We start from the raw sequence: 24,605 nt of genomic DNA on the forward strand, positions 1-24,605 counted from the left end.
AATCTGACCCAAGTCGACCCGTTGTGCCGGTGGTGCGCGGTGGTTAAGCTCTTCATGCGCGCCCCAATCGCCCGCTTCCCCCGTGGCAGGCGATCGGGGCGCGCATCTATGTGCGTGGCGTGTTTCCAGTGGTCACCGGCGGTGTCGGCGGTCAGATCCAGCGACCGTCCAGCCACATCCGCGCCGACCACTCCGCGTACGTCATCAGCTTCCCGACGAAGATCGGGTAGAAGTACGCGAAGCAGAGTGCGACCAGCAGCACGTACCCGCCGGCGATCACGCCGCCCACCAATCGGCGGTCCCGGCTGGCCTCGGGGTCGACGGCCACCCGCTCACCCGGCGGGCCGGCCGGCGACACGATCGCGCCGAGCACGTAGACCACGGCCAGCACCAGGAACGGCAGCGCCGGCGCGGTGTAGAAGGAGAACATCGTCCGGCCGTCGAGGGCGAACCAGAACCAGGGCAGCAGCCCGGCGGCCACGCAGAGCAGGATCGCCCCGGCTCGCCAGTCCCGCCGGGCCGCCCCCAGCCAGGCCAGCGCCACCAGCGCGGGCAGGAACGACCACCAGAGCAGCGGCGTGCCGAGCAGCAGGATCTCCGACGCGCAGCTCGGCGCCCCGCAGGCCCCGTCGCCCGACCAGTAGAAGGCCACCGGCCGGCCCAGCAGCAGCCACTGCCACGGCCACGACTGGTACTTGTGCGGGTCGTCCAGGCCGGTGTGGAAGCCGTACGCGGCCTTGTGGTACTGGAACAGGTTGTGCAACGCCCCGATCACCGGGGTGTCGCTGAGCGGGGCGTTCGGGTAGCGCTCGGCCAGCCGGTAGTAGCCGTCGTCGCTGAGGAACCAGCCCGTCCAGGTGGCCAGGTAGGTGGCGACCATCAGCACCCCGGCCAGCACCAGCCAGGGCAGCTCGTCGAGCAGGGTGTCCCGCCACGGCCGGCGTACCCCGGCGGAGCGGCGCACGCCGACCTCCCAGAGCAGCACCAGCAGCGCGAACGCGGGCAGGAAGTACAGCGCGCTCCACTTCACCGCGCAGGCGCAGCCGAACAGCACGCCGGCCGCCAGCCGCCACCAGGGCCAGTCCCGCCAGCCGGTGTCGGGCCGCCCGGCCCGGCCCGGTCGGGACGGGTCCAGGCCGACGTCCAGCGCCCGGGCCCAGCGGCGGCGCCGCGCGTCCCGGTCGAGCACCAGCGCGCCGAACGCCGCCAGCACGAAGAAGAGCAGGAAGATGTCGAGCAACGCGGTGCGGGACAGCACCAGGTGGAAGCCGTCCAGGGCGAGCAGCAAACCGGCGGCGCAGCCCAGCGCGGTGGACCGGAACAGCCGCCGGCCGATCCGCACCAGCAGCAGCACCGACAGGGTGCCGACGACCGCCGCGGAGAAGCGCCAGCCGAACTCCGGCGCGGTGGTGACCAGGTGCCCGGGGACGGAGATGTTGTGCTCGGCGTCGGAGTAGCCGAAGGCCCACTCGCCCAGCCCGATCAGCCACTTGCCCAGCGGCGGGTGGACCACGTACGACGGCCCGCCGTCCTTGTAGTTCCACTCGACGCCCTTGTCGACCAGCCCCCAGCCGTCCCGGGCGTAGTAGATCTCGTCGAAGATCTTGCCGTTCGGGCCGCTGAGCCCGACGAAGCGGAGGATCGCCGCGATCGCCACGACCACGGCGGTGGCCAGCCAGGACCGCCCGTCCAGCCGGGCGTCGACGGTGGCCAGCCGGCGGCGCACCACGCCGGGGACGCCGCCGGCCTCCTGCGACGCCCGCCCGGGGGCGTCGCCGGCCGCCGTGCGCTCCGCCTCGGTCCGACCCGCGCTCTGTGCTGTCGACGCACTCGTCACCCGGCGATCGTAGGCTCCGAAGGTGCCCGGTGGCGCCCGTCGTCTCCGATACCGGTACGGCCGTCGATGAAGGAGCATCAATCGTGGGTGAAATGTCCGACACCGGGCGCCTGGTCCTGCTCGGCGCGCCGCTCGGCAACCCCGCCGACGCCTCCGCCCGGTTCCGCGAGGTGCTCGGCGCCGCCGACGTGGTCGCCGCCGAGGACACCCGCCGGCTCACCCGGCTGGCCCGCGACCTCGACGTCACCGTGCCCGGCCGGATCGTCTCCTACTTCGAGGGCAACGAGGAACGACGCACCCCGGAACTGGTTGACGTGCTCACCGCCGGCTACCTGGTCGCCCTGGTCACCGACGGCGGCATGCCGAGCGTCTCCGACCCCGGCTACCGGCTGGTCCGGGCCGCCCTGGACGCCGGCGTCCCGGTGACCGCCGCACCCGGGCCCAGCGCGGTGACCACCGCGCTGGCGCTGTCCGGGCTGCCCAGCGACCGGTTCTGTTTCGAGGGCTTCCTGCCCCGCACGCCGGCCGCCCGCCGGTCCCGGCTGCGCGCGCTCGCCGCCGAGCCGCGCACGCTGGTGCTGTTCGAGGCGCCGCACCGGATCGCCGGCGCGCTGGCCGACCTGGCCGCGGCGTTCGGCGCCGACCGGCCGGCCGCGCTCTGCCGAGAGCTGACCAAGACGTACGAGGAGGTGGTCCGCCGCCCGCTCGGCGAGCTGGCCCGGTGGGCCGTCGAGAAGGAGCCCCGGGGTGAGATCACTCTGGTGGTGGCGGGCGCCCCCGAGGTGGCGCCGGAACGCCCCGACGACGACGCGCTGCGCGCGGCGGTGGCCGCCCGGGAGGCTGCCGGCCTGACCCGCCGGGACGCGATCACCGAGGTGGCCGCCGAGTTCGGCCTGCGCCGCCGGGAGGTCTACACGGTGGTGCACGCGTAGCGCCGGTGCCGACGGTCGCGGCCCGGCCGCGTCGACACCGGTGGCCGAGAGCGGCCAGGGCAGGTCCACCCCGCGTACCGCCGGCAGCGCCACCCGTGGCCGGGCCGGAGCGGCTACCAGGCGGCCACCAGAAAGCCCGCGGTGATCAGCGCGGGGCCGGCTGCGGCGGCGGCCACCGCCCAGCGGCGGTGCCGGGGGGCGGCGAGCCGGGTGGCCCCGGTCCACCGGGCGGTCCCGGCCGCGCAGCCGGCCACCGCGAGCAGGCCCAGCAGCCAGCGCAGCTGGGCCCCGACGCCGTGGTCGGCGTACGCGGTGCCGCCGTCCGGGCCGGTCATCCGGGCGGGCAGGGTGGACCCCGGCGTGGTGCGTCCGGCCGGCACCCCGCTGACCCGGACGCCGTGCGCGACGTAGCGCCCCTCGACGGCGGTGAAGATGCCCCGGCAGCGCTGGCCCAACCCGTCACCGGCGCAGTCGAGCACCACCACGGTCCCCGGCGTGGCGTGCCCGACCGCGACCCAGAACGGTCCGGCGCTGACCCAGGCGAAGAACGCCGCCGCCAGGCTCAGGCCCACCAGCACGGCCAGCCCGCGCGGCGGGTCGGGTGGGCGCGGGGTCCGGTCGGCCCGCCGGGTCCGGCTTCCGCCGTCGCCGGCCGGCCGGGTCCGGTCCGGCTGCGGGTCCCGCCGGATCGGGGTGCCGTCCCAGTGCACCTCCTCGATCGGCGCCCAGAACTCGTCGTCGCCGGTACTCCCGGCGGAGAGCGGGCCGCGCCGGCGCCGCACTCCGTGCGGCTGCCGGACCGGGACCCGGCGCGGGACGGCGTCCACCGGCGCCCCGGTGGTGGGTTCGACCTCGACGGGCGGTCCGGTCGCCGGGTCGTCGGCGGTGGGAGCCGCCGGGGTGGCCTCCGGCCGGGGATGTGGCGCGACGGCACCGGCCCGTGGCGGCCCGACCGAGTCCCGGCGGGCGTCCCCGACGGCCGGGCCGGATGGACGATCGTCGCGGTCGTGGGTCGCTCGGCTGCCAGTCACGACGTTCATTGGACAACGGGGTCGGAGGGCGTATTGGCAGTTCACGGCGCGTGTCGGGGACAAATCGGACCAATGGTCGAGGCGGCTCGGCCGGACTGCCGACCAGCGAGGCCCTATTGGTTCGCGACCGCGCCGCCCGGGTCACTAGGCTTGCTGCTCATGAGTCACGTTCTCGCGGCGGTAGCCTGGCCGTACGCCAACGGCCCGCGCCACATCGGCCACGTCTCCGGTTTCGGCGTTCCCTCCGACGTCTTCAGCCGGTACATGCGGATGGCCGGCCACGACGTGCTCATGGTCTCCGGTACGGACGAGCACGGCACCCCGATCCAGGTGCAGGCGGACGCCGAGGGGGTCACCCCGCGCGAGCTGGCCGACCGGTACAACCGGGTGATCGTGGAGGACCTGCACGGCCTAGGCCTCTCCTACGACCTGTTCACCCGCACCACCACCGGCAACCACTACGTGGTCGTGCAGGAACTGTTCGAGGGGATGTACCGCAACGGCTACATCGTGCCCAAGACCACCATGGGAGCGATCTCCCCGTCCACCGGCCGGACTCTGCCCGACCGCTACATCGAAGGCACCTGCCCGATCTGCGGCTACGCCAGCGCCCGCGGCGACCAGTGCGACAACTGTGGCAACCAGCTCGACCCGATCGACCTGATCAATCCCCGCTCGAAGATCAACGGCGAGACGCCGGAGTTCGTGGAAACCGAGCACTTCTTCCTCGACCTGCCGGCCCTGGCCGACGTGCTGCGGCAGTGGCTGGACACCCGCGAGGGGTGGCGGCCGAACGTGCTGCGCTTCTCCCGGAACCTGCTCGACGACCTCCAGCCCCGGGCCATCACCCGGGACCTGGAGTGGGGCGTGCCGATTCCGCTGGACGGCTGGCGGGACCGCCCGGACAAGCGGATCTACGTCTGGTTCGACGCGGTGATCGGCTACCTGTCCGCCTCCATCGAGTGGGCCCGCCGCTCCGGCGATCCGGAGGCGTGGCGGAAGTGGTGGTCCGCCGACGGCGAAGGCAAGGACGCCCGCGCCTACTACTTCATGGGCAAGGACAACATCGTCTTCCACTCGGTGATCTGGCCCGCGCTGCTCGCCGGCTACTCCGGCGAGGGGTCACGCGACGGCGAGCCGGGCCAGCTCGGGCGGCTCAACCTGCCCACCGAGGTGGTCTCCAGCGAGTACCTGACCATGGAGGGGCGCAAGTTCTCCTCGTCCCGCCGCGTGGTCATCTACGTCCGGGACTTCCTGGAGCGCTACGACGCCGACGCGCTGCGCTACTTCATCGCCGCCGCCGGCCCGGAGAGCAACGACACCGACTTCACCTGGGCCGAGTTCCTCCGCCGCAACAACGACGAACTGGTCGCCGGCTGGGGCAACCTGGTCAACCGGTCCATCTCGATGGCGGCGAAGAACTTCGGCGCGATCCCGCCGGTCGACCCGGCCGGGCTCGCCGAGGCCGACGAGGCGCTGCTCGCGGTGGCCCGGGCCGGCTTCGCCACGGTCGGCGACCTGATCGCCCGGCACCGGCAGAAGCAGGCCATCGGCGAGGCGATGCGGGTGGTCGCCGAGGCCAACAGGTACCTCTCCGAGCAGGCCCCGTGGAAGCTGAAGGACGAGGCGGACAAGCCGCGGATGGGCACCATCCTGCACGTCGCCCTCCAGGTGGTCAGCGACGCCAACACGCTGCTCACCCCGTTCCTGCCGCACTCGGCGCAGAAGGTGCACGAGCTGCTCGGCGGCACCGGGGTGCACGCCCCGATGCCGGTCATCGAGGAGGTCGAGGACCTCGACGGTGGGCCGGCGTACCCGGTGCTGACCGGGGACTACACGGTCGGCGCGCGCTGGGAGTCGGTGCCGCTGGCGGTGGGCCGGCCGCTGGCCGCCCCGAAGCCGGTCTTCCGCAAGCTCGACCCGTCGATCGTGGACGAGGAGCTGGCCCGGCTCGGCGGCTGAGCCCGCGTACCCGCCGCGGCCCCGGGGGAATTCCCCCGGGGCCGGGCCGCGTACCAGGTCAGTCAGGCGCGGGCCATCGCCGGCGCGCCGATGAACTCCATGATCGCCTTGTTCACCTCGGTCGGGTGCGTCCACGGGGTGCCGTGCGGCGCCCCCGTCAGGGTGACCAGCTTGCCGTCGCGCAGCATCGGCGCGAGGCGCTGGCCGGTCACCGGGTAGGGCAGCACGTTGTCCTTGTCGCCCTGGATGATCAACACCGGGACGTCGATGTTGGGCACGTCGTTGCGGAAGTCGGTCTGCCAGGCGTCCACGGAGTCGTGGGTGCCCTTCGCCGAGGCCCGCGCGCCGATCTCCCAGTGCGCCCGGTACGCCTCCTCGCTGACCACCTTGCCCTTGTTCTCGTCCCAGTTGAAGAAGTTGTTGCAGAACTGGGTGAGGAAGGCGAAGCGATCGTCGATGATCGCCTCCTGGAAGCCCTCGAAGATGCTCTTCTCCACGCCCTCCGGGTCGTCCGCCGTCTTCAGCAGGAACGGCGCCAGCGGGGCCATCAGCACCGCCCGGTCCACCCGGTTCGAGCCGTACACCCCGAGGTAACGGGTCACCTCGCCGGTGCCCATCGAGTGGCCGACCAGGATCGCGTTGCGCAGGTTCAGCTCGGTCATCAGCACGTCGAGGTCGGCGGCGAAGGTGTCGTAGTCGTAGCCGAAGCTGGGCTGCGCCGAGTTGCCGAAGCCACGCCGGTCGTAGGTGATCACCCGGTAGCCGGCCGCGAGCAGCGGGCCGCTCATCTTCTCCCAGGTCGCCCCGTTGAATGGGAAGCCGTGGATCAGGACGACCGGCTGACCGCTGCCGTGGTCCTCGTAGTACAGGTCGATCGGGGCGGAATTCTCCGTACCCACCGTGATGAAGGGCATGCTCACTCCTGGACTCGGGCTCGTCGTCAGCTCGGCGCATTCCCGCACGTGGGGCCGGTATTCCGGTCAGAGCTGGTAGGGCAGGTCCACCACCCGGTCGTCGGTGACCTCGGTGGCCGGCGCCCAGGTCTCGTAGACGCCCCGTTCCTGGCACTGCGCCCCGGTCGCGACCACCGCGTCCGGGTCCGGCCGGCGCAGCCGGACCCGCAGCCAGCCGGCCTCCTCCCGGAGCACCAGGCAGTCCGCCCCCCGCCACCGCGCGTGGCGCAGCCGCCGGGCCACCGCGTCCACCGGGTAGCGGGCGGCCCGGGTCACCGCCAGCACCCGGAAGCCGCCGGGCAGGTCGGCCACCGCCTCGTACTCGCCGCCGCCGTACGCGCCGACGAGCTGGGTCGAGCGGGGCACCTCACCGGTCGGCAGGTATTCCTGGTCGGGGGAGAGCCCGGGCACCGCGGCGAGCAGGTGCCGCCACTGCGGGCCCACCATCCGCAGCCAGCCCCGCTGCTCCGCCTGATAGCTGTAGAGGACCACCTCCACCCCATCGGCCGGGTAGGCGAGCAGGGTGGCGTTCGCCGGCATCGGCAGGTCGGCGAAGTCCCGGGTGACGAACTCCGGGACGAGCTGGCTGCCGCTCGGCACGAACCCGGTGCCCAGCACCGGCGGGCCCAGCCGGTCCCGGGGCGGCAGCGCGGTCAGCCCCCGGTGTGCCGCGCCGACCGGCGTCGCGTAGTCGCCCGGGTCGGCCGCCCGCCAGCGCAGCACGTAGGTCACGTCGCCCGGCCCACTGTCCCCATCGGTACGCAGCACCGCGGTGGTCGCCGCGCTGCGCAGGTGCGCCACGTCGTGCTCCCGGTAGCAGAACCCGTGCGGCAGCCAGCCCCGCAGGTAGCCGGCGAGCTGCCCCGGGGAGAGCACCTTCACCATCCGGGTGCCCCGTCGGATCACCGCCGAGGCGCGCACCGCGGCGAGCACCGGGTGGCCGGCCGCGGCCGGCTGCTGGCTCAACTGCTGCACCTGCGCCCAGCCGCGCTCCCGGTGCGCCGGCAGCATCAGCGGCGCCTCCGGCTCGTCGGCCGGCGCCGGCGCCCCGTACACCGCGCTCACCTCGGTGACGTGCACGAACCGGCGCCACGGCAGCGCGCTGCCCGGCCGCGGTGACCGCTCGAAGCCGGCCACCTCGTCGGCGCTGAACAACTCGTACGCCGCGCCGCGGGCGATCTCCTCGGCCGGGTACACCGCGCCGCCGTACGCCACCCGCAGCCCGGCCCGCTGGCCGGCGTCCCCACCGGCCTGAGGCAGGACACTCATGCCGGCACTCCGCTGCGCTCCGTGCCGTCATGAGGCACGTCCGCGCTGAGTCGATGATTCGCTCGCTGACGCTCGCTCATGCCGGCACTCCGCTGCGCTCCGTGCCGTCATGAGGCACGTCCGCGCTGAGTCGATGATTCGCTCGCTGACGCTCGCTCATGCCGGCACTCCGCTGCGCTCCGTGCCGTCATGAGGCACGTCCGCGCTGAGTCGATGATTCGCTCGCTGACGCTCGCTCATGCCGGCACTCCGCTGCGCTCCGTGCCGTCATGAGGCACGTCCGCGCTGAGTCGATGATTCGCTCGCTGACGCTCGCTCATGCCGGCACTCCGCTGCGCTCCGTGCCGTCATGAGGCACGTCCGCGCTGAGTCGATGATTCGCTCGCTGACGCTCGCTCATCCCGTCACCTCCCCGCCACGGTCCGCTCACTCACCCGGCGACCGTAGAGTCGCCCCGGGTAGCCGAGGTGAACATCAGGTGGCGGTCGGATGGCCCCGGCCGGTGTGTGATCCTTTGGTTGATGACCGAGCCAACCGAAGAGACGACCGGGCGCGCCGAATCCCGCCGCGCCCGGGCCGCCCGCCGCGCCGGGGAGTTCCCGCCCCCGCCCGAGCCGCTGCCCGGCCCGGTGCTGGACAGCCACACCCACCTCGACATCACCGTCAGCGAGGCCGGCGTACCCGGCGGCGGGCCCGCCGACGACCCGGTCGCCGCGGCCGTCGCGGTCGCCGCCGCCGTCGGCGTCGACCGGCTGGTCCAGGTCGGCGTGGACGTCGACTCCTCCCGCTGGGGCGCGGAGACCGCCGAGCGGCACCCGGCGGTGCTGGCCACCGTGGCGCTGCACCCCAACGAGGCACCCCGGCTGGCCGACCTGGACGAGGCGCTGCGCGAGATCGAGGCGCTGGCCGCCCGGGACCGGGTCCGCGGCGTCGGCGAGACCGGGATGGACTTCTACCGCACCGGCGACGAGGGCCGCGCCGCCCAGGAGGAGAGCTTCCGGGCGCACATCGCGATCGCCAAGCGGTACGGCAAGGCGCTGGTCATCCACGACCGGGACGCGCACGCCGACGTGCTGCGCATCCTCGACGACGAAGGCGCGCCGGACACCGTGGTGCTGCACTGCTTCTCCGGCGATGCCGACTTCGCCGCCGAGTGCGTCCGCCGCGGCTACCTGCTCAGCTTCGCCGGCACGGTCACCTTCGGCAGCGCCGGCGCGTTGCGCGAGGCCGCCGCGCTCACCCCGCTGGACCAGATCCTGGTGGAGACCGACGCTCCGTACCTCACCCCGATGCCGCACCGGGGCCGCCCCAACGCCTCGTACCTCATCCCGCTGACCGTCCGGTCGCTCGCCGCCACCACCGGCGCCGACTTGGACGAGCTCTGCGCGGCCATCTCCGCCACCGGCGACCGGGTCTTCGGCCCGTGGTGAGCCCGGCCGGCGCCGAGCCGCCGCGCGGGCCGGGCGGCCTGCTCGGCCCGGCGGAAATCCGGGACCTCGCCGCCCGGCTGGGCGTCGCGCCCACCAAGAAGCTGGGCCAGAACTTCGTGCACGACCCGAACACCGTCCGCCGGATCGTCACCGCCGCCGGGCTCACCCCGCAGGACGTGGCGCTGGAGGTCGGCCCCGGCCTCGGCTCGCTCACCCTGGCCCTGCTCCCGGTCGCCGCGCACGTGCACGCCGTCGAGATCGATCCGGTGCTGGCCGGGGCCCTGCCGGAGACCGCCGCGCGGCACGCCGGCCCGGACGCCGGCCGGCTCACCGTGCACCAGGCCGACGCGCTGCGTGTCGGCGCCGCCGAACTGGCCGACCCGGCGCCGACCGCGCTGGTGGCGAACCTGCCCTACAACGTGGCCGTGCCGGTGGTGCTGCACCTGCTCGCCGAGCTGCCCAGCCTGCGGCACGGCCTGGTGATGGTGCAGAAGGAGGTGGCCGACCGGCTGGTCGCCGGTCCCGGCTCCAAGGTGTACGGCGTGCCGTCGGTCAAGCTCGCCTGGTACTCCCGGGCCCGCGCCGCCGGCCGGGTGCCGCCGAACGTGTTCTGGCCGGTGCCGAACGTCGACTCCGGGCTGGTCGCCTTCACCCGCCGCGAGCCGCCCCGGCCGGACATACCCCGGGAGCGGGTCTTCGCCGTGGTGGACGCGGCCTTCGCGCAGCGCCGCAAGACCCTGCGTGCCGCGCTGGCCGGCTGGGCCGGCGGCGCCGACCGGGCCGCCGCCGCGCTCACCGCGGCCGGGGTCGACCCCGGCGCACGCGGGGAGTCACTCACCGTGGAGCAGTTCGCCGCCATCGCCGCGTCGGCTCCGGCCGCCGCGCCCGCCGCCCAGTAGGCTGGCGCCGGGTCCGCCGAGGGCCGGTGCACGTGTACCCGTACCCCCTGGTCGGCGGCCGGCGCGAGCCCGGCCGCCACTGCGCCGAGGAGCAGATCGTGGAGAAGCCGTTCGAGGTCCGCCCGCGCGTCCGGGACGACGTCCCGTGACCGAGGCGTGGCGACCGGAGGACGAGGACCCGCAGCGGCGGGGCGCCAGCGGGCCGGTCCGGGTCCGGGTGCCCGCCAAGGTCAACCTGCACCTCGGGGTGGGTCCACTGCGCCGGGACGGCTACCACGAACTGAACACCGTCTACCACGCCATCTCGATCCACGACGAGCTGACCGCCCGCCGGGGCGACACGCTCACCCTCACCATGGAGGGCGAGGGCACCGGCGAGTTGGCCCTGGACGACTCCAACCTGGTGATCCGGGCGGCCCACGCGCTCGCCGGGTACGCCGGCGTCCTCCCGCACGCCCGGCTGCACCTGCGCAAGCAGATCCCGCTCGCCGGCGGGCTGGCCGGCGGCAGCGCCGACGCCGCCGCCGCGCTGGTCGCCTGCGACGCGCTCTGGGGCACCGGGCTGTCCCGCGACGAACTCGCCGGCATCGCCGCCGACCTCGGTTCCGACGTGCCGTTCCTGATCCACGGCGGCACCGCGCTGGGCACCGGCCGGGGCGAGGCGGTCAGCCCGGTGCTGGCCCGCCCCACCTCCTGGCACTGGGTGGTGGCCATCGCCGACGGCGGGCTCTCCACCCCGGCCGCGTACGCCGAACTCGACCGGCTCCGCGCGGCCGGCGCCGCCCGCCCCCCGCTGGGCAGCACCGACGCGCTGCTCGCCGCGCTGCGCCAGCGCGACCCGCGGGTGCTCGCCGCCGCCCTCGGCAACGACCTCCAGGACGCCGCGCTGGCCATGCGCCCGTCGCTGGCCGCCACCCTGAAGGCCGGCGAGGCGGCCGGCGCGCTCGCCGGCATCGTCTCCGGCTCCGGGCCGACCTGCGTCTTCCTCGCCACCGACGAGGCGCACGCCGGGCGGATCGCCGCTGACCTGGCGGCGGCCGGGGTGTGCCGGGAGGCCCGGGTGGCCCACGGACCGGTCGCCGGGGCGCGCGTCGTCTGAACCGGCCACCGCCACCCCGGCCGTCGTCGCACCCGTCCCGGCCGACCGCCGCCCGGCTGCCCGCTCGGCGGGACGGAACAAGCGGGCGCGGGCACCGGTTCACCGACAGGGGCCCGGCGCCCGGCCGGCCGGCCAGGCCGCCCGCGTACCCTCAACTGTCACAGGCGTCCCGCACCCGGGACGCCTTGATCATGGGAGGTGGGTAGTGGCCAACATCGTCAACCTGGACCGGGTGTCCAAGGGCTACGGCGCCGCCGGGCCGCTGCTCACCGACGTCTCGCTCGGCCTGGACGACGCCGACCGGATCGGCGTCGTCGGGCTCAACGGCGCCGGCAAGTCCACCCTGCTGCGGCTGCTCACCAAGCAGGAGGAACCGGACGACGGGCGGGTCACCCACCGCCGCGACCTACGGGTCGCCTGGCTGCCGCAGAGCCTCCAGCTCGCCCCCGACGCCACCGTGCGGGACGTCGTGCTCGGCACCGCCTGGCTCGGCGAGAGCATGGGCGCCGAGCACGAGTGGGCCGGCGACGCCGGCGTCCGCGCCATCCTCGACGGGCTCGGCATGCCGCACCTCGGCCTGGAGCAGCCGGTCGGCCCGATGTCCGGCGGCGAACGCCGCCGGGTGGCCCTGGCCGCGCTGCTGGTGCGCGACTCCGACCTGCTCATTCTCGACGAGCCCACCAACCACCTCGACGTCGGCGGCGTCGACTGGCTGGCCCGGCACCTGCTCGGCCGCAAGGGCGCCCTCGTCGTGGTCACCCACGACCGCTGGTTCCTCGACGCCGTCTGCACCACCACCTGGGAGGTCGCCGACCAGGCCGTCCGCTCCTACGACGGCGGCTTCGCCGCCTGGACCCTGGCCCGGGCAGAGCGGGAGCGGGTCGCCGCCGCCACCGAGGCCCGCCGGCAGAACCTGCTCCGCAAGGAGATCGCCTGGCTGCGTCGCGGCGCGCCGGCCCGCACCTCCAAGCCGCGGTTCCGCATCGAGGCCGCCAACGCGCTGATCGCCGACGTCCCACCGCCGCGCGACACCATGTCGCTGCAACGGCTCGCCACCGCCCGGCTCGGCAAGCAGGTGTACGACCTGGAGCAGGTCACCCTGCACGCCGGCCCGAAGACCATCCTCGACGGCGTCACCTGGCAGGTCGGGCCCGGCGACCGGATCGCCATCCTCGGCGCCAACGGCGCCGGCAAGACCACCCTGCTCCGGATGCTCGCCGGCGTCACCCGCCCCGACGGCGGCCGGTTCGCCACCGGCTCCACCGTGCGGCCGGCGTTCCTCTCCCAGGAACTCGCCGAACTTCCCAGCCAGCTGCGGGTGCTCGAAGCGGTCGAGGAGGTCGCCCGGCGGGTCCAGCTCGGCGACCGGGAGATCTCCGCCGCCCAGCTCGCCGAGGTCTTCGGCTTCGACGACCGGCGGCTCTGGACCCCGGTCGGCGACCTGTCCGGCGGGGAGCGGCGCCGGCTGCAGATGCTCCGGCTGCTCGCCGGGGAGCCGAACGTGCTGCTCTTCGACGAGCCCACCAACGACCTGGACACCGACACCCTGGCCGCGCTGGAGGACCTGCTCGACTCCTGGCCCGGCACCATCGTGGTGGCCAGCCACGACCGCTACCTCATCGAACGGGTCACCGACACCGCGTACGGGATGTTCGGTGACGGCCGGCTGGTGCACCTGCCCGGCGGCGTCGACGAGTACCTGGCCCGCGCCGCCGGCCGGGCCGCCCCGGCCGAGACCGCGGCGCCCGCCCAGCCGAAGACCCCCGCGGCCACCGGCATGTCCGCCGCCGAGGCCCGGCAGGCCCGCAAGGAACTCGCCCGGCTGGAACGGCAGGTCGCCAAGCTGGAGCAGAAGGAGGCGGCCCTGCTCGACCAGCTCGCCGCGCACGCCACCGACTACGCCAAGGTCGCCGAACTCGACGCCCAGCTCAAGGAGCTGCGGGCCGAGCGGGAGCGGACCGAGGAGACGTGGCTGACCCTCGCCGACGAGATCCCGGCGAGCTGACCGGCCCCGCCGCGCACGGGTGCCCGGCACACCGGCACCCGTGTGCGGCGTCACACCTCGACGTGCGGAACAATCGTCGGCGAACCCTCACCCGAACGGCGTTGGAGACTCAGACATGGCCCACACCCCCGTCAACCACCCCGCGCGGCCGATCTACCGGGCGATCGGCGGGCTCACCGGTCTGTACCTGGTTGTCTTCGGCGTGCTCGGCATCATCGCCAGCGCCGGCAACGAGGTCCTCGCCCAGGACGACACCCGGGCCATCGGGCAGGGCACCAACCTCGGCTTCTCGCTGATCAGCGTCCTGCTCGGGCTCGCCGTGCTGGCCGGCACCGCGATCGGCCGCAACCTCGACGTGGTGGTCAACCAGTGGCTGGCGTACCTGCTGATGGCGGTCAGCCTGGCCGGGCTCGCGTTCCTCCGGACCGAGGCGAACATCTTCAACTTCAGCGTCGCCACCGTCATCGTGCTGATGGTGCTCAGCCTGGTGCTGCTGATGGTCGGGATGTACGGCAAGGTCGGCACGGACGAGGAGCGGGAGGCGTTCGAGAAGGCGCGCCTCGTCCTCTGATCCTTCCTCCCTGCCGCGGGCCCGGTTCGTCCGGGCCCGCTCTCGTTCGTGCCGCTCCGCCCGTGCGGCTGGCGGTTCGGCGGACAGACGCCGGTGGCCCGGGTGACAATCCTGGTGAATTGCTGCCATTCGGACGGAGGACGGGCGATGGTGCACTTTCCGGTGAACCATCCGGCGCGACCGATCTACCGGGTCCTGGCCGGGCTGGTGGGGCTGTACATCCTGGTCTTCGGCGTCTGGGGCGTCGCCCTGACCTGGGGTGATCCGCTCTTCGAGCGCGACGGCGACTGGGTGCTCGGGCTCCGGACCAACCTTGCGTTCTCGCTGGCCTCAGTGGTGTTCGGCGTCGTGCTGATCGTCGGCGCGTCCCGGCGCGGCAACCTCGGCCACTACATGAACCTGACCGCCGGCGTCGTCTTCCTGGTCACCAGCATCCTCATGATGTCCGTGCTGCAGACCGAGGCCAACTTCCTCAACTTCTCGATGTCCACCGTCGTGGTGTCGATGCTCTTCGGCCTGCTCCTGCTCGGCACCGGCCTGTACGACAAGGTCGGCACCGACGAGCACGCGGAGGAGCAGCGGCGCCGCCGGAACCACCCGGTGCACGAGACCCACCTGCGCCGGCCCTGAGGCCGCTCAGCGCCCCCGCACCGTGATCAGGCCCGGCTTGGCCTCCAGGTGCGACAACCCGTTCCAGGCCAGGTTCACCAGGTGCGCCGCCACCGTCTCCTTACGCGGCTTGCGCACCTCCAGCCACCAGCGGCCGATCAACGCCACCATGCCCACCAGCGCCTGCGAGTAGAGCTCGGCCAGCTTCGGGTCGTACCCCCGGCTGGAGAACTCCGCGCCCAGGATGTGCTCCACCTGGTGCGCCACGTCGTTCATCACGCTGCTGAAGTTGCCGGTCGCCGACATCACCGGCGACTCGCGCACCAGCACCCGGAACCCGCTGGTCTCCTCCTCGATGTAGCCGAGCAGAGCCAGCGCCGCCTGCTCCAGCAACTCCCGCGGGTGCCCGGCGGTCAGCGCCGTGGTGATCCGGTCCAGCAGGGACCGGACCTCCCGGTCCACCACCACCGCGTAGAGCCCCTCCTTGCCGCCGAAGTGCTCGTAGACCACCGGCTTGGAGACCTTGGCGCGCGCCGCCACCTCCTCTATCGAGGTGGCGTCGAAACCGCGCTCGGCGAAGATCTGCCGGCCGATCGAGATCAGCTGCTCCCGGCGCTGGGCCGCCGACATGCGTACCCGCGAGGTCTTGCCCGCCGCCGGGACCACCCGCCGCCGGCCGGTGCCCACGTCCTTGCCCGCGGCGTCCGTCATGTCGTCACCTCGCCGGCGTGCGGTGACGCCCTGTCGTGGGATGGAGCCAGCGTCTCGCTCGGTCACCCGGCAATACTGCCAGGTAACCTCCACCCGCACCGCCCGGTTTACCGCTCGGCGACCGGCTTGACGAGCTTCGCGGCGATCCGCTCGGGCTTCGGCCACCGCACGTTGTACGCCGCGCCGACCTTCTCGAGCAGCCAGATCACCCGGGCCGAGATGTCCACCTGCCCGCGCAGCACGCCGTGCCGGGCGCTGGTCGGGTCGGCGTGGTGCAGGTTGTGCCAGCTCTCGCCGAAGGACAGGATGGCCAGCGGCCAGAAGTTGGACGCCCGGTCGCCCTGGCGCACCGCGAACGGGCGCTCACCGTAGACGTGGCAGACCGAGTTGATCGACCAGGTGACGTGGTGCAGCAGGGCGATCCGCACCAGGCCGCCCCAGAAGAGCGCGGTGAGCGCGCCCTGCCAGGACCAGGTGAGCAGGCCGCCCAGCAGCGCCGGGCCGAGCACCGAGACGGTGACCAGCAGCGGGAAGAGCCGGTCCACCCGGCGGATGTCCCGGTCGGCCAGCAGGTCCGGCGCGAAGCGCCCCCGGTTGGACAGTTCGCGGCCGAAGAGCCAGCCGACGTGGGCGTGGAACATGCCGCGGGTCAGCCCGCCGAGGCTCTCGCCGAACCGCCACGGCGAGTGCGGGTCGCCCTCCTGGTCGGAGAAGGCGTGGTGGCGGCGGTGGTCGGCGACCCACTGGATGATCTCGCCCTGCACCGCCAGCGAACCGGAGGCTGCCAGCGCGATCCGCAGCCAGCGCTTGGCCTTGAACGAGCCGTGCGTGAAGTAGCGGTGGTAGCCGACCGTGATGCCGAGCCCGGAAACCACGTACCAGACCAGTGCGATGGCGACGTCGGTCCAGCTCAGCCAGCCGCCCCAGGCGACCGGGACGGCGGCGATCAGGGCCACGAAGGGGATCACGACGAATGCCCAGAGGGCGACCAGGATGCCTGGCGACTGGGTGCCCTGGGTAAGTGGCTTCGGTCCGGCGGCGTTCGGGTCCAGCAGAGCGGTCGACATGGCACCTCGCAGAGGGGTCGGGCAAGATCGCAAAGTTACGCCTACGTCACCGTAACTTGCGGCACCGCGGTTCGCACGAAAGAGTTCCGGGAATGAATGGGTGAGAACGTCGTACGTGCGTTCTAACCTGCTGGTCATGGTTGATCCGCTCGCCGCCGAGGTGTGTCGCCTGCGCACCGTCGAACAGCTCTCCGTCCGCGAGATCCGGGCCCGCACCGGCCTCAGCCGAACCAAGGTCTACGAGTTGCTGCGCGGCGCGCCGGCACCGGAGCGCACCCGCCGCCCCAACGCCAAGGACGAGTTGCGCCGCGGCACGGTGGTGGGCCGGAAGGCTCGGGCTGCCGGTCGACCGCTTCCAGCGCGCCACGCTGAAGAAACACAATCCGGCCACCATGCGCCGAAACACCGGCGACGACTATCGTGGCTGTCTGGTGATCACGGTGCCGCGCAGCCGCGAGCTCTACTGGCGGATCGAAGGTATGATCGCCGAGCTGTTCCAGATCTCCGGCGGCGCGGACGTGAATTGACGAGTCGCCGGGATTGACATTCTATGGGGTGTGGGGTAACGGCAACCCGCAGGCCTTTGGAGCCTTGAGCTCCTGGTTCGAATCCAGGCACCCCAGCTCAACGCATTCGTTGTGGCCGCGCCAACGGCAACCCGCCATCTGGTTAGCATGGCCGCGAGACTGTCCGTCGTCCCGACTGGAGCCGCGTCGTGTCCCAGCCCCACACCCGCACCGTCGTCGTGCTCGCCGCCGGTGAGGGCAAGCGGATGAAGTCGGCGCTGCCCAAGGTGCTGCACCCGCTGCTCGGCCGTACGCTGCTCGGCCACGTGCTGAGCGCCGCCGCGCCGCTCGGCGCGGACCGCACGGTGGTGGTGGTCGGCCACGGCGCCGACCAGGTGCGCGGCCACCTGACCGAGATCGCTCCCGAGGCCACCCCGGTGCTCCAGGCCGAGCAGCTCGGCACCGGTCACGCGGTCCGGATCGCGCTGGACGCGGCGCCGGACGCCACCGGCACCGTCGTGGTGATCAACGGTGACGTGCCGCTGCTCCGGCCGGAGACGGTCGCCGCGCTGGTGGCGGCGCACGAGGGTGCGCGCGCGGCGGCGACCGTGCTCGCCGCCGAGGTGCCCGACCCGACCGGCCTCGGCCGGATCGTCCGCAACGCCGACGGCCGACTGGAGCGGATCGTCGAGGAGCGGGACGCCACCGCCGCGCAGCGCGCGATCCGCGAGATCAACGCCGGGATCTACGCGTTCGACGCGGCCCGGCTGCGGGACGCGCTGGGCAAGCTCTCCACCGACAACGACCAGGGTGAGGAGTACCTCACCGACGTCTTCGGCCTGCTGGTCTCGGCCGGCGAGCCGGTGGCGGTGCACGTCGCGGCCGACCACGTCGAGACGCTGGGCTGCAACGACCGGGTCGAGTTGGCCGCGCTGCGCCGGCTGCTGCGCGACCGGGTGAACGAGGCCTGGATGCGGACCGGCGTGACCCTGCTGGACCCGGACACCACCTGGATCGACGTGACCGTCGCGCTGGACCGGGACGCGGTGGTGGACCAGAACACCCAGCTGCGCGGCGCCACGGTGGTCGGCACCGGGGCGGTGGTCGGGCCGGACGTCACCCTGATCGACACCGTGGTCGGCGCCGGTGCGACCGTGCTGCGCAGCCACGCGGTGGGCGCCGAGGTCGGCCCGGGGGCCAGCGTCGGGCCGTACGCGTACCTGCGGCCGGCCGCGCGGCTGGCCGGGAAGGCGAAGGTCGGCACGTTCGTCGAGGTGAAGAACTCCGAGGTCGGCGAGGGCGCCAAGGTGCCGCACCTGTCGTACGTGGGTGACGCGACGATCGGGGCGAAGGCCAACATCGGCGCGGCGACGATCTTCGTGAACTACGACGGGGTGAACAAGCACCGGACGGTCGTCGGCGAGGGGGCCTTCGTCGGCTGCGACACCAGTCTGATCGCACCGGTCGAGGTGGGTGCCGGGGCGTACGTGGCGGCGGGCAGCGCGATCGCCCAGGACGTGCCGCCGGGCGCGCTCGGGGTGACCCGGGCGCCGCACCGCAACATCGAGGGCTGGGTGGCCCGCAAGCGGCCGGGCACGGTCTCCGCGGCGGCGGCCGAGCGGGCGCTGCGGGCCGCGGAGGGTGCGTCGGGCGGGGCGGGTGCCGCAAGTGAAGGTGAGGCAATCCACGGGGATGCCGAGGCGGTGGGCCCGGCGTCCGGCGGGGGAGATACTGCAACCGAATAGTCCCCGGCCCACCACCACCGCGCGCCGGGTACCACCGACCACAACGGGAGCAGACGGGCCATGGGCAGCATCGTCGCCGAAAACCGCAAGAGCCTGATGCTCTTCTCCGGACGGGCCTTTCCGGAGCTGGCCAGGGAGATCGGCGAGGTGCTCGGCGTCGCGCCGACGCCGGCCGACGCGTACGAGTTCGCCAACGGTGAGATCTTCGTACGGTTCAAGGACTCGGTGCGTGGTTCGGACGCCTTCGTGGTGCAGTCCGTCACGCACGGAGTCAACACCTGGGTCATGGAGACCCTCATCATGATCGACGCGTTGAAGCGGGGTTCGGCGAAGCGGATCACCGTGGTCCTGCCGTTCTACCCGTACTCGCGGCAGGACAAGAAGCACCGGGGTCGGGAGCCGATCTCGGCGCGGCTGATCGCCGACCTGCTCAAGACCGCGGGCGCGAACCGGATCCTCACCGTCGACCTGCACACCGCGCAGATCCAGGGCTTCTTCGACGGTCCGGTGGACCACCTCTTCGCGATGGACGTGCTCGCCGAGTACGTCCAGCACCGGTACGCGGGCCGGCCGATGACCGTGGTGGCGCCGGACTCGGGCCGGGTGCGGGTGGCCGAGCGGTGGACGGACCGGCTGGGCGGCTGCCCGCTGGCCTTCATCCACAAGACCCGGGACCCGTTGAAGCCGAACCAGGTGGTGGCGAACCGGGTGGTCGGCGAGGTCGAGGGCCGGGTCTGCCTGATCGTCGACGACATGATCGACACTGGTGGCACGATCTGCCGGGCGGCGGACATCCTCCGGGAGTCCGGCGCGGCGGACGTGGTGGTCGCCTCCACCCACGCCCTGCTCTCCGACCCGGCGACCGAGCGGTTGAAGAACAGCCCGATCAGCGAGGTCGTGGTGACCAACACGCTGCCGCTGCCCCCGGAGAAGCAGCTCGACAAGCTCACCGTGCTGTCGATCGCGCCGCTGCTGGCCCGGGCGATTCGTGAGGTGTTCGACGACGGGTCGGTGACCACCCTGTTCGGTGGCCTGAGCTGAGCGACCGGCGGGGGTGGGGCGGCGGCCCGACCCCCGCCGGCCCGTTTCACCGACCGCCGACGCGGGCGGCGGGGCGGAGACATGGGGACTGCCGGAAGGCGCGGAATCAGCTCGGGTAGACTGGTGCGGTTGCCACGGCGAGGGTGCCCGGCGGGCCGCTGACAAGCGCCGCACGGAGGCACCGTGATCGACGCGGTGCTCCGGGCAGTCGTTCATGACGCATGAGCCCCAGCGAGCCCCTCGCCCCAGCACCGCCAGACGACAAGCCGCCGCAGCGAAGCATCAGGAGTTTCCCCGTGTCCGAGGTAAAGATCAGCGCCGAGCCCCGTACCGAGTTCGGCAAGGGTGGTGCCCGTCGTACCCGCCGGGCCGGCAAGGTGCCCGCCGTGCTGTACGGCCACGGCGAGAAGCCCAAGCACATCGCGCTTCCCGCCCGGGAGTTCGCCGCGGCGATCCGTAAGGGTGGCGCCAACCAGCTCTTCGCGATCGAGGTGAGCGACGGCACTCAGGCGCTGGCGCTGCCGAAGGCGATCCAGCGTGACCCGATCAAGGACACCTTCGAGCACGTCGACCTGCTGCTGGTCCGGCGTGGCGAGAAGGTCACCGTCGACGTCCCGGTCCAGCTGACCGGTGAGGCCGCCAAGGACACCCTGATCGTGCACGACCACGACACCCTCTCGGTGACCGCCGACGCCACCAAGGTGCCGGACCACCTGGAGGCCTCGATCGAGGGCCTGGAGCCGGGCTCGCAGATCACCGCCGGCGACGTGGCCCTGCCGGCCGGCGTCGAGCTGGCCGCCGACCCGGAGCTGCCGGTCGCCGCGGTGACCGCCGCGCCGACCGCCGAGCAGCTCGAGGCCACCCTGCCCGAGGTCGAGGAGGCCACCGAGGAGGCCGAGGCCGAGGTCGGCGAGGTCACCGAGGGTTCCGAGGGCGCCGAGGAAGCTCCGGCCGCCGAGGGCGGGGAGAACGCCGAGGCGCGTACCGAGGCCTGATCGGTTCGCTTCGTGCGACAGGCGTCCCCGAGCGGTTGGGGGCGCCTGTCGGCGTATTCGGGGTCTGGTGAGAGCGACAGCGGGAGGGGCGGGTCGTGACGGACGAGGCGGGGCCGTGGCTGGTGGTCGGCCTGGGCAACCCGGGCCGGGAGTACGCCGGTAACCGGCACAACGTCGGGTTCATGGTGGCCGACCTGCTGGCCGGGCGGCTCGGCGCGAAGTTCGGCCGGCACAAGCGTGCGGTGGCGGAGGTGGCCGAGGGGCGGCTCGGCTTCGGCGGGCCGAAGCTGGTGCTGGTGAAGCCGCTGACCTACATGAACCTCTCCGGCGGGCCGGTGGCGGCGCTGGCGCAGTTCTACAAGGTGGCGCCGGGCCAGGTGATCGCGGTGCACGACGAGCTGGACATCGGCTACGGGCAGCTGCGGGTGAAGTGCGGCGGTGGCGAGGGCGGGCACAACGGCCTGCGGTCGATGTCGAAGTCGCTGGGCACCAAGGACTACGTCCGGGTGCGGTTCGGCATCGGCCGGCCGCCGGGACGGCAGGACCCGGCTGACTACGTACTGTCGGATTTCGGCGCGGTGGAGCGCAAGGAGCTGGAGTTCCTGGTGGACCGGGCCGCGGACGTGGTGGAGTCGGTCGTCAGCCACGGCGTGGAGCCGACGCAGAACCTCTACCACGGCTCGTGAGCTGGGCGGGGCGTCCGGGACGGGACGTCGCCGGCGGGTAGTCTGCGCCTTTCGCCCGAGTGACGCGACCGGCGGCGCGGGTCGTCGGCGGCGCGCCGGGTGGCGCGGGACGGGACGAGGCGACGGGAGCGGAAGTCATGGGCAGTCCTCCGATGATCGACGGCGCGTTCGCCCGCTGGCTGGCCGCCCGGGCCGGCCAGGCGCTGCTGGCGTTGCGGGCCGAGCTGGGGTTCGCGGACGCGGGAGCGCTGAAGTCGGCCGGGGACAAGGTCTCGCACGACCTGATCCGGACGGAGTTGGCCAGGTGGCGGCCGGGCGACGCGGTCCTCTCCGAGGAGGACGAGGGGTCGCGGTTGGCCTGGGCGGCGGAGGTGAACACCGGGGCGGTGTCGCGGTTGACCGCCGACCGGGTGTGGATCGTCGACCCGCTGGACGGCACCCGGGAGTTCGCCGAGGAGGGCCGCGCGGACTGGGCGGTGCACGTGGCGCTCTGGTCGCGTACCGCGCCGACGCCGCACCGGCTGGTCGCCGGGGCGGTGGGGTTGCCGGCGCAGCAGCGGGTGCTGGCGACCGACTACCCGCCGGCGTACCCGCCGCTGACGGTGGAGGCGGCGGCCGCGGGCGGGCGGCGGACCATCCGGTTGGCTGCCAGCCGGAGCCGGCCGCCGGTCTTCCTCACCGACCTGGCCGAGGAGGTCGGGGCGCACCTGGTGCCGATGGGCTCGGCCGGCGCCAAGATCGCGGCGGTGGTGACCGGTGAGGTGGACGCCTACATCCACGCCGGCGGCCAGTACGAGTGGGACTCGGCGGCGCCGGTGGCTGTGGCGACGGCCACCGGGCTGCACGCTTCCCGGATCGATGGTTCTGCGCTGAAATACAACGAGGCGGATCCGCGCCTGCCCGACCTGCTGGTCTGCCGTGCGGATCTCGCTCCCCGGTTGCTTGCGGCGTTGCAGAGACATTCGGGGTAGCCTGAGCGTCTTCCTGACGTACCCGACCGGAAAGGTCTGGAATCGGATGAGCGAGCGAATCGAGTCCCGGTCGTGACCCGCCCCGCCTACCAGGTCTCGCACCTCGACGCGCTGGAAGCCGAGAGCATCTTCGTGATGCGCGAGGTGGTCGCCGAGATGGAGCGGCCGGTGCTGCTCTTCTCCGGCGGCAAGGACTCGATCGTGATGCTGCGGTTGGCGCAGAAGGCGTTCGCGCCGGCCAACATCCCCTTCCCGGTGATGCATGTGGACACCGGGCACAACTTCCCCGAGGTTCTCGAATACCGGGATCAGCGGGTGGCCGAGCTGGGCCTGCAACTGGTGGTGGCGAGCGTGCCGGAGGCGTTGGCCAGCGGGCTGGTGCGCGAGTCCGCCGACGGCATGCGCAACCGGATCCAGACCCCGGTGCTACTGGACGCGGTGGAGAAGCACCGCTTCGACGCGCTCTTCGGCGGCGCCCGCAGGGACGAGGAGAAGGCCCGGGCCAAGGAGCGGGTGTTCAGCTTCCGGGACGAGTTCGGCCAGTGGGACCCGAAGAACCAGCGTCCCGAACTGTGGGCGCTCTACAACGGCCGGCACCACCCGGGCGAGTCGATCCGGGTCTTCCCGCTGTCCAACTGGACCGAGCTGGACGTCTGGCACTACATCGCCCGGGAGCGGATCGCGTTGCCATCCATCTACTACGCGCACGAGCGCGAGGTGGTCGAGCGGGACGGGATGCTCTACGCGGTCAACGAGTTCTTCCGCCCCCGGGCGGGTGAGGAGCGGTTCAAGGCGCGGGTGCGCTACCGCACGGTGGGCGACGCGTCCTGCACCGCCGCCGTCCGCTCGGACGCCGACACGGTGGAGAAGGTCATCGAGGAGGTCGCCGCCACCCGGATCACCGAGCGCGGCGCGACCCGGGGCGACGACCGGGTCAGCGAGGCCGCCATGGAGGACCGCAAGCGGGAGGGCTACTTCTGATGACCACCGAGACCGTGGCGCCGGCGGCCACCGAGACGCCCGGCCGCCCCATGGACCTGCTGCGCTTCGCCACCGCGGGCAGCGTGGACGACGGCAAGTCGACCCTGATCGGCCGGCTGCTGTACGACACCAAGTCGCTCTTCACCGACCAGCTCGCCGCCGTCGAGGCGGTCAGCGCGGCCCGGGGCGACGAGTACACCAACCTGGCGCTGCTCACCGATGGCCTGCGGGCGGAGCGGGAGCAGGGGATCACCATCGACGTGGCGTACCGCTACTTCGCCACCCCGCGGCGGAAGTTCATCATCGCCGACACCCCCGGGCACATCCAGTACACCCGGAACATGGTCACCGGGGCGTCCACCGCGGACCTGGCGCTGATCCTGGTCGACGCCCGCAAGGGCCTGGTCGAGCAGTCCCGCCGGCACGCGTTCCTCTGCTCGCTGCTGCGGGTCCCGCACCTGGTGCTCTGCGTCAACAAGATGGACCTGGTCGACTACTCGCAGGAGGTCTTCGAGCGGATCGCCGACGACTTCACCGCGTTCGCCGCGAAGCTCGACGTGCCGGACCTGACCGTGGTGCCGGTCTCCGCGCTCAACGGCGACAACATCGTCAGCCGGTCGGCGAACATGCCCTGGTACGAGGGGCCGTCGCTGCTGCACCACCTGGAGCGGGTGCACATCGCCAGCGACCGCAACCTGGTCGACGTCCGGTTCCCGGTGCAGTACGTGATCCGTCCGCAGTCCACCACCGTCACCGACTACCGGGGCTATGCCGGCCAGGTGGCCTCCGGCGTGCTCAAGCCGGGTGACGAGGTGATGGTGCTGCCGTCCGGCTTCACCAGCCGGATCACCGCGGTGGAGACCGCCGACGGGCCGGTCGCGGAGGCGTTCCCGCCGATGTCGGTGACCGTACGCCTGGCGGACGAGATCGACATCTCCCGGGGCGACATGATCTGCCGGCCGAACAACGCCCCGGCGGTGGCCCAGGACATCGAGGCGATGGTCTGCTGGATGGACGAGACCCGGCCGTTGCGGGTCGGCGGCAGGTATGCCGTCAAGCACACCACCCGGTCGGCCCGGGCGATCGTCCGCGGCCTGCACTACCGGCTGGACATCAACTCGCTGCACCGCGACGAGGCGGCCGGCGAGCTGCGACTCAACGAGATCGGCCGGGTGCGGCTGCGCACCACGATCCCGCTGCTCGCCGACGAGTACCGACGCAACCGCACCACCGGCGGCTTCGTGATCATCGACGAGGCCACCAACCGCACGGTCGGCGCGGGGATGATCGTCGAGGCGCAGTGAG

23 protein-coding genes and 1 tRNA gene are annotated in these 24,605 nt (G+C 73.0%); 18 read left to right on the plus strand and 6 right to left on the minus strand.

The window, feature by feature from the left end:
• Positions 1 to 151: 151 nt before the first annotated feature.
• Entirely contained in the window at positions 152 to 1,837 is a 1,686-nt protein-coding gene (locus tag FHX32_RS13245; protein WP_486481044.1) for a dolichyl-phosphate-mannose--protein mannosyltransferase, read from the minus strand.
• A 92-nt stretch (positions 1,838 to 1,929) separates the two neighbouring features.
• Between FHX32_RS13245 and rsmI the strand changes: the two genes are divergently transcribed.
• Positions 1,930 to 2,769 carry a 16S rRNA (cytidine(1402)-2'-O)-methyltransferase gene (gene rsmI, locus FHX32_RS13250; RefSeq protein ID WP_208418713.1) on the plus strand — a complete coding sequence of 280 codons (840 nt, stop codon included), beginning with the start codon at positions 1,930 to 1,932 and terminating at the stop codon, positions 2,767 to 2,769.
• Between the two features lie 113 nt (positions 2,770 to 2,882).
• On the opposite strand, the gene FHX32_RS13255 is transcribed toward rsmI, so the two are convergent.
• The gene (locus FHX32_RS13255; RefSeq protein ID WP_208418074.1) at positions 2,883 to 3,809 is read right to left on the minus strand and encodes a hypothetical protein; all 927 of its coding nucleotides are present in this window, start codon (positions 3,807 to 3,809) and stop codon (positions 2,883 to 2,885) included.
• A 150-nt stretch (positions 3,810 to 3,959) separates the two neighbouring features.
• Between FHX32_RS13255 and metG the strand changes: the two genes are divergently transcribed.
• A complete protein-coding gene (gene metG, locus FHX32_RS13260; RefSeq protein WP_167181433.1) occupies positions 3,960 to 5,762 on the plus strand; it encodes a methionine--tRNA ligase in 1,803 nt (600 codons plus the stop codon).
• 62 nt (positions 5,763 to 5,824) lie between these two features.
• Here metG and FHX32_RS13265 read toward each other — a convergent pair whose 3' ends face one another.
• Positions 5,825 to 6,676 (minus strand): alpha/beta fold hydrolase, encoded by an 852-nt coding sequence (locus tag FHX32_RS13265; RefSeq protein ID WP_167181435.1) that lies wholly within the window; start codon positions 6,674 to 6,676, stop codon positions 5,825 to 5,827.
• A 66-nt stretch (positions 6,677 to 6,742) separates the two neighbouring features.
• The gene (locus FHX32_RS13270; RefSeq protein WP_167181437.1) at positions 6,743 to 7,984 is read right to left on the minus strand and encodes a hypothetical protein; all 1,242 of its coding nucleotides are present in this window, start codon (positions 7,982 to 7,984) and stop codon (positions 6,743 to 6,745) included.
• 521 nt (positions 7,985 to 8,505) lie between these two features.
• Between FHX32_RS13270 and FHX32_RS13275 the strand changes: the two genes are divergently transcribed.
• From FHX32_RS13275 to FHX32_RS13300, 7 genes are all read left to right on the plus strand, one after another.
• Positions 8,506 to 9,414, plus strand: coding sequence for a TatD family hydrolase (locus tag FHX32_RS13275; protein WP_208418075.1), 909 nt, complete (start codon positions 8,506 to 8,508; stop codon positions 9,412 to 9,414).
• Entirely contained in the window at positions 9,411 to 10,313 is a 903-nt protein-coding gene (gene rsmA / locus FHX32_RS13280) for a 16S rRNA (adenine(1518)-N(6)/adenine(1519)-N(6))-dimethyltransferase RsmA (protein WP_167182701.1), read from the plus strand. Before FHX32_RS13275 ends, rsmA begins: the two co-directional genes overlap by 4 nt.
• 26 nt (positions 10,314 to 10,339) lie before the next feature.
• Positions 10,340 to 10,462: a hypothetical protein gene (locus FHX32_RS35085; RefSeq protein ID WP_255562332.1), complete on the plus strand. Its 123-nt coding sequence runs from the start codon at positions 10,340 to 10,342 to the stop codon at positions 10,460 to 10,462.
• On the plus strand, positions 10,459 to 11,412 hold the full coding sequence (locus tag FHX32_RS13285) for a 4-(cytidine 5'-diphospho)-2-C-methyl-D-erythritol kinase (RefSeq protein ID WP_167181441.1): 954 nt from the start codon (positions 10,459 to 10,461) through the stop codon (positions 11,410 to 11,412). Before FHX32_RS35085 ends, FHX32_RS13285 begins: the two co-directional genes overlap by 4 nt.
• 205 nt (positions 11,413 to 11,617) lie before the next feature.
• Entirely contained in the window at positions 11,618 to 13,417 is a 1,800-nt protein-coding gene (locus tag FHX32_RS13290) for an ABC-F family ATP-binding cassette domain-containing protein (RefSeq protein WP_167181443.1), read from the plus strand.
• 115 nt (positions 13,418 to 13,532) lie between these two features.
• Complete coding sequence (locus tag FHX32_RS13295; RefSeq protein WP_167181445.1) at positions 13,533 to 13,988, plus strand: DUF4383 domain-containing protein; 456 nt, start codon at positions 13,533 to 13,535, stop codon at positions 13,986 to 13,988.
• Between the two features lie 147 nt (positions 13,989 to 14,135).
• On the plus strand, positions 14,136 to 14,618 hold the full coding sequence (locus FHX32_RS13300; protein ID WP_167181447.1) for a DUF4383 domain-containing protein: 483 nt from the start codon (positions 14,136 to 14,138) through the stop codon (positions 14,616 to 14,618).
• Between the two features lie 6 nt (positions 14,619 to 14,624).
• Here the strand turns inward: FHX32_RS13300 and FHX32_RS13305 are convergent, their stop codons facing one another.
• The gene (locus tag FHX32_RS13305; RefSeq protein ID WP_167181449.1) at positions 14,625 to 15,308 is read right to left on the minus strand and encodes a TetR/AcrR family transcriptional regulator; all 684 of its coding nucleotides are present in this window, start codon (positions 15,306 to 15,308) and stop codon (positions 14,625 to 14,627) included.
• Between the two features lie 107 nt (positions 15,309 to 15,415).
• Positions 15,416 to 16,375, minus strand: a complete 960-nt coding sequence (locus tag FHX32_RS13310) for an acyl-CoA desaturase (RefSeq protein WP_167181451.1) — start codon at positions 16,373 to 16,375, stop codon at positions 15,416 to 15,418.
• 392 nt (positions 16,376 to 16,767) lie between these two features.
• On the opposite strand from FHX32_RS13310, the gene FHX32_RS35090 reads away from it, so the two are divergent.
• The 9 genes from FHX32_RS35090 (at position 16,768) to FHX32_RS13355 (ending at position 24,604) form a co-directional block, all read left to right on the plus strand.
• Entirely contained in the window at positions 16,768 to 16,902 is a 135-nt protein-coding gene (locus FHX32_RS35090; RefSeq protein WP_486481045.1) for a hypothetical protein, read from the plus strand.
• Between the two features lie 24 nt (positions 16,903 to 16,926).
• Positions 16,927 to 16,998, plus strand: a tRNA-Gln gene (locus FHX32_RS13320).
• Positions 16,999 to 17,090: 92 nt separating this feature from the next.
• Positions 17,091 to 18,626: a bifunctional UDP-N-acetylglucosamine diphosphorylase/glucosamine-1-phosphate N-acetyltransferase GlmU gene (gene glmU, locus FHX32_RS13325; protein WP_167181453.1), complete on the plus strand. Its 1,536-nt coding sequence runs from the start codon at positions 17,091 to 17,093 to the stop codon at positions 18,624 to 18,626.
• 60 nt (positions 18,627 to 18,686) lie between these two features.
• Positions 18,687 to 19,667 carry a ribose-phosphate diphosphokinase gene (locus tag FHX32_RS13330; RefSeq protein WP_167181455.1) on the plus strand — a complete coding sequence of 327 codons (981 nt, stop codon included), beginning with the start codon at positions 18,687 to 18,689 and terminating at the stop codon, positions 19,665 to 19,667.
• Positions 19,668 to 19,963: 296 nt separating this feature from the next.
• A complete protein-coding gene (locus FHX32_RS13335; protein ID WP_167181457.1) occupies positions 19,964 to 20,662 on the plus strand; it encodes a 50S ribosomal protein L25/general stress protein Ctc in 699 nt (232 codons plus the stop codon).
• 95 nt (positions 20,663 to 20,757) lie between these two features.
• Positions 20,758 to 21,348 (plus strand): aminoacyl-tRNA hydrolase, encoded by a 591-nt coding sequence (gene pth / locus FHX32_RS13340; RefSeq protein ID WP_167181459.1) that lies wholly within the window; start codon positions 20,758 to 20,760, stop codon positions 21,346 to 21,348.
• A gap of 137 nt (positions 21,349 to 21,485) precedes the next feature.
• A complete protein-coding gene (locus tag FHX32_RS13345; protein WP_167181461.1) occupies positions 21,486 to 22,319 on the plus strand; it encodes an inositol monophosphatase family protein in 834 nt (277 codons plus the stop codon).
• 72 nt (positions 22,320 to 22,391) lie between these two features.
• Complete coding sequence (gene cysD / locus FHX32_RS13350; protein ID WP_167181463.1) at positions 22,392 to 23,300, plus strand: sulfate adenylyltransferase subunit CysD; 909 nt, start codon at positions 22,392 to 22,394, stop codon at positions 23,298 to 23,300.
• Complete coding sequence (locus tag FHX32_RS13355) at positions 23,300 to 24,604, plus strand: GTP-binding protein (RefSeq protein ID WP_167181465.1); 1,305 nt, start codon at positions 23,300 to 23,302, stop codon at positions 24,602 to 24,604. The genes cysD and FHX32_RS13355 overlap by 1 nt, the downstream gene beginning before the upstream one ends.
• Position 24,605 lies beyond the last annotated feature (1 nt).

It is taken from the genome of Micromonospora sp. CNZ280 (genome assembly GCF_011759515.1).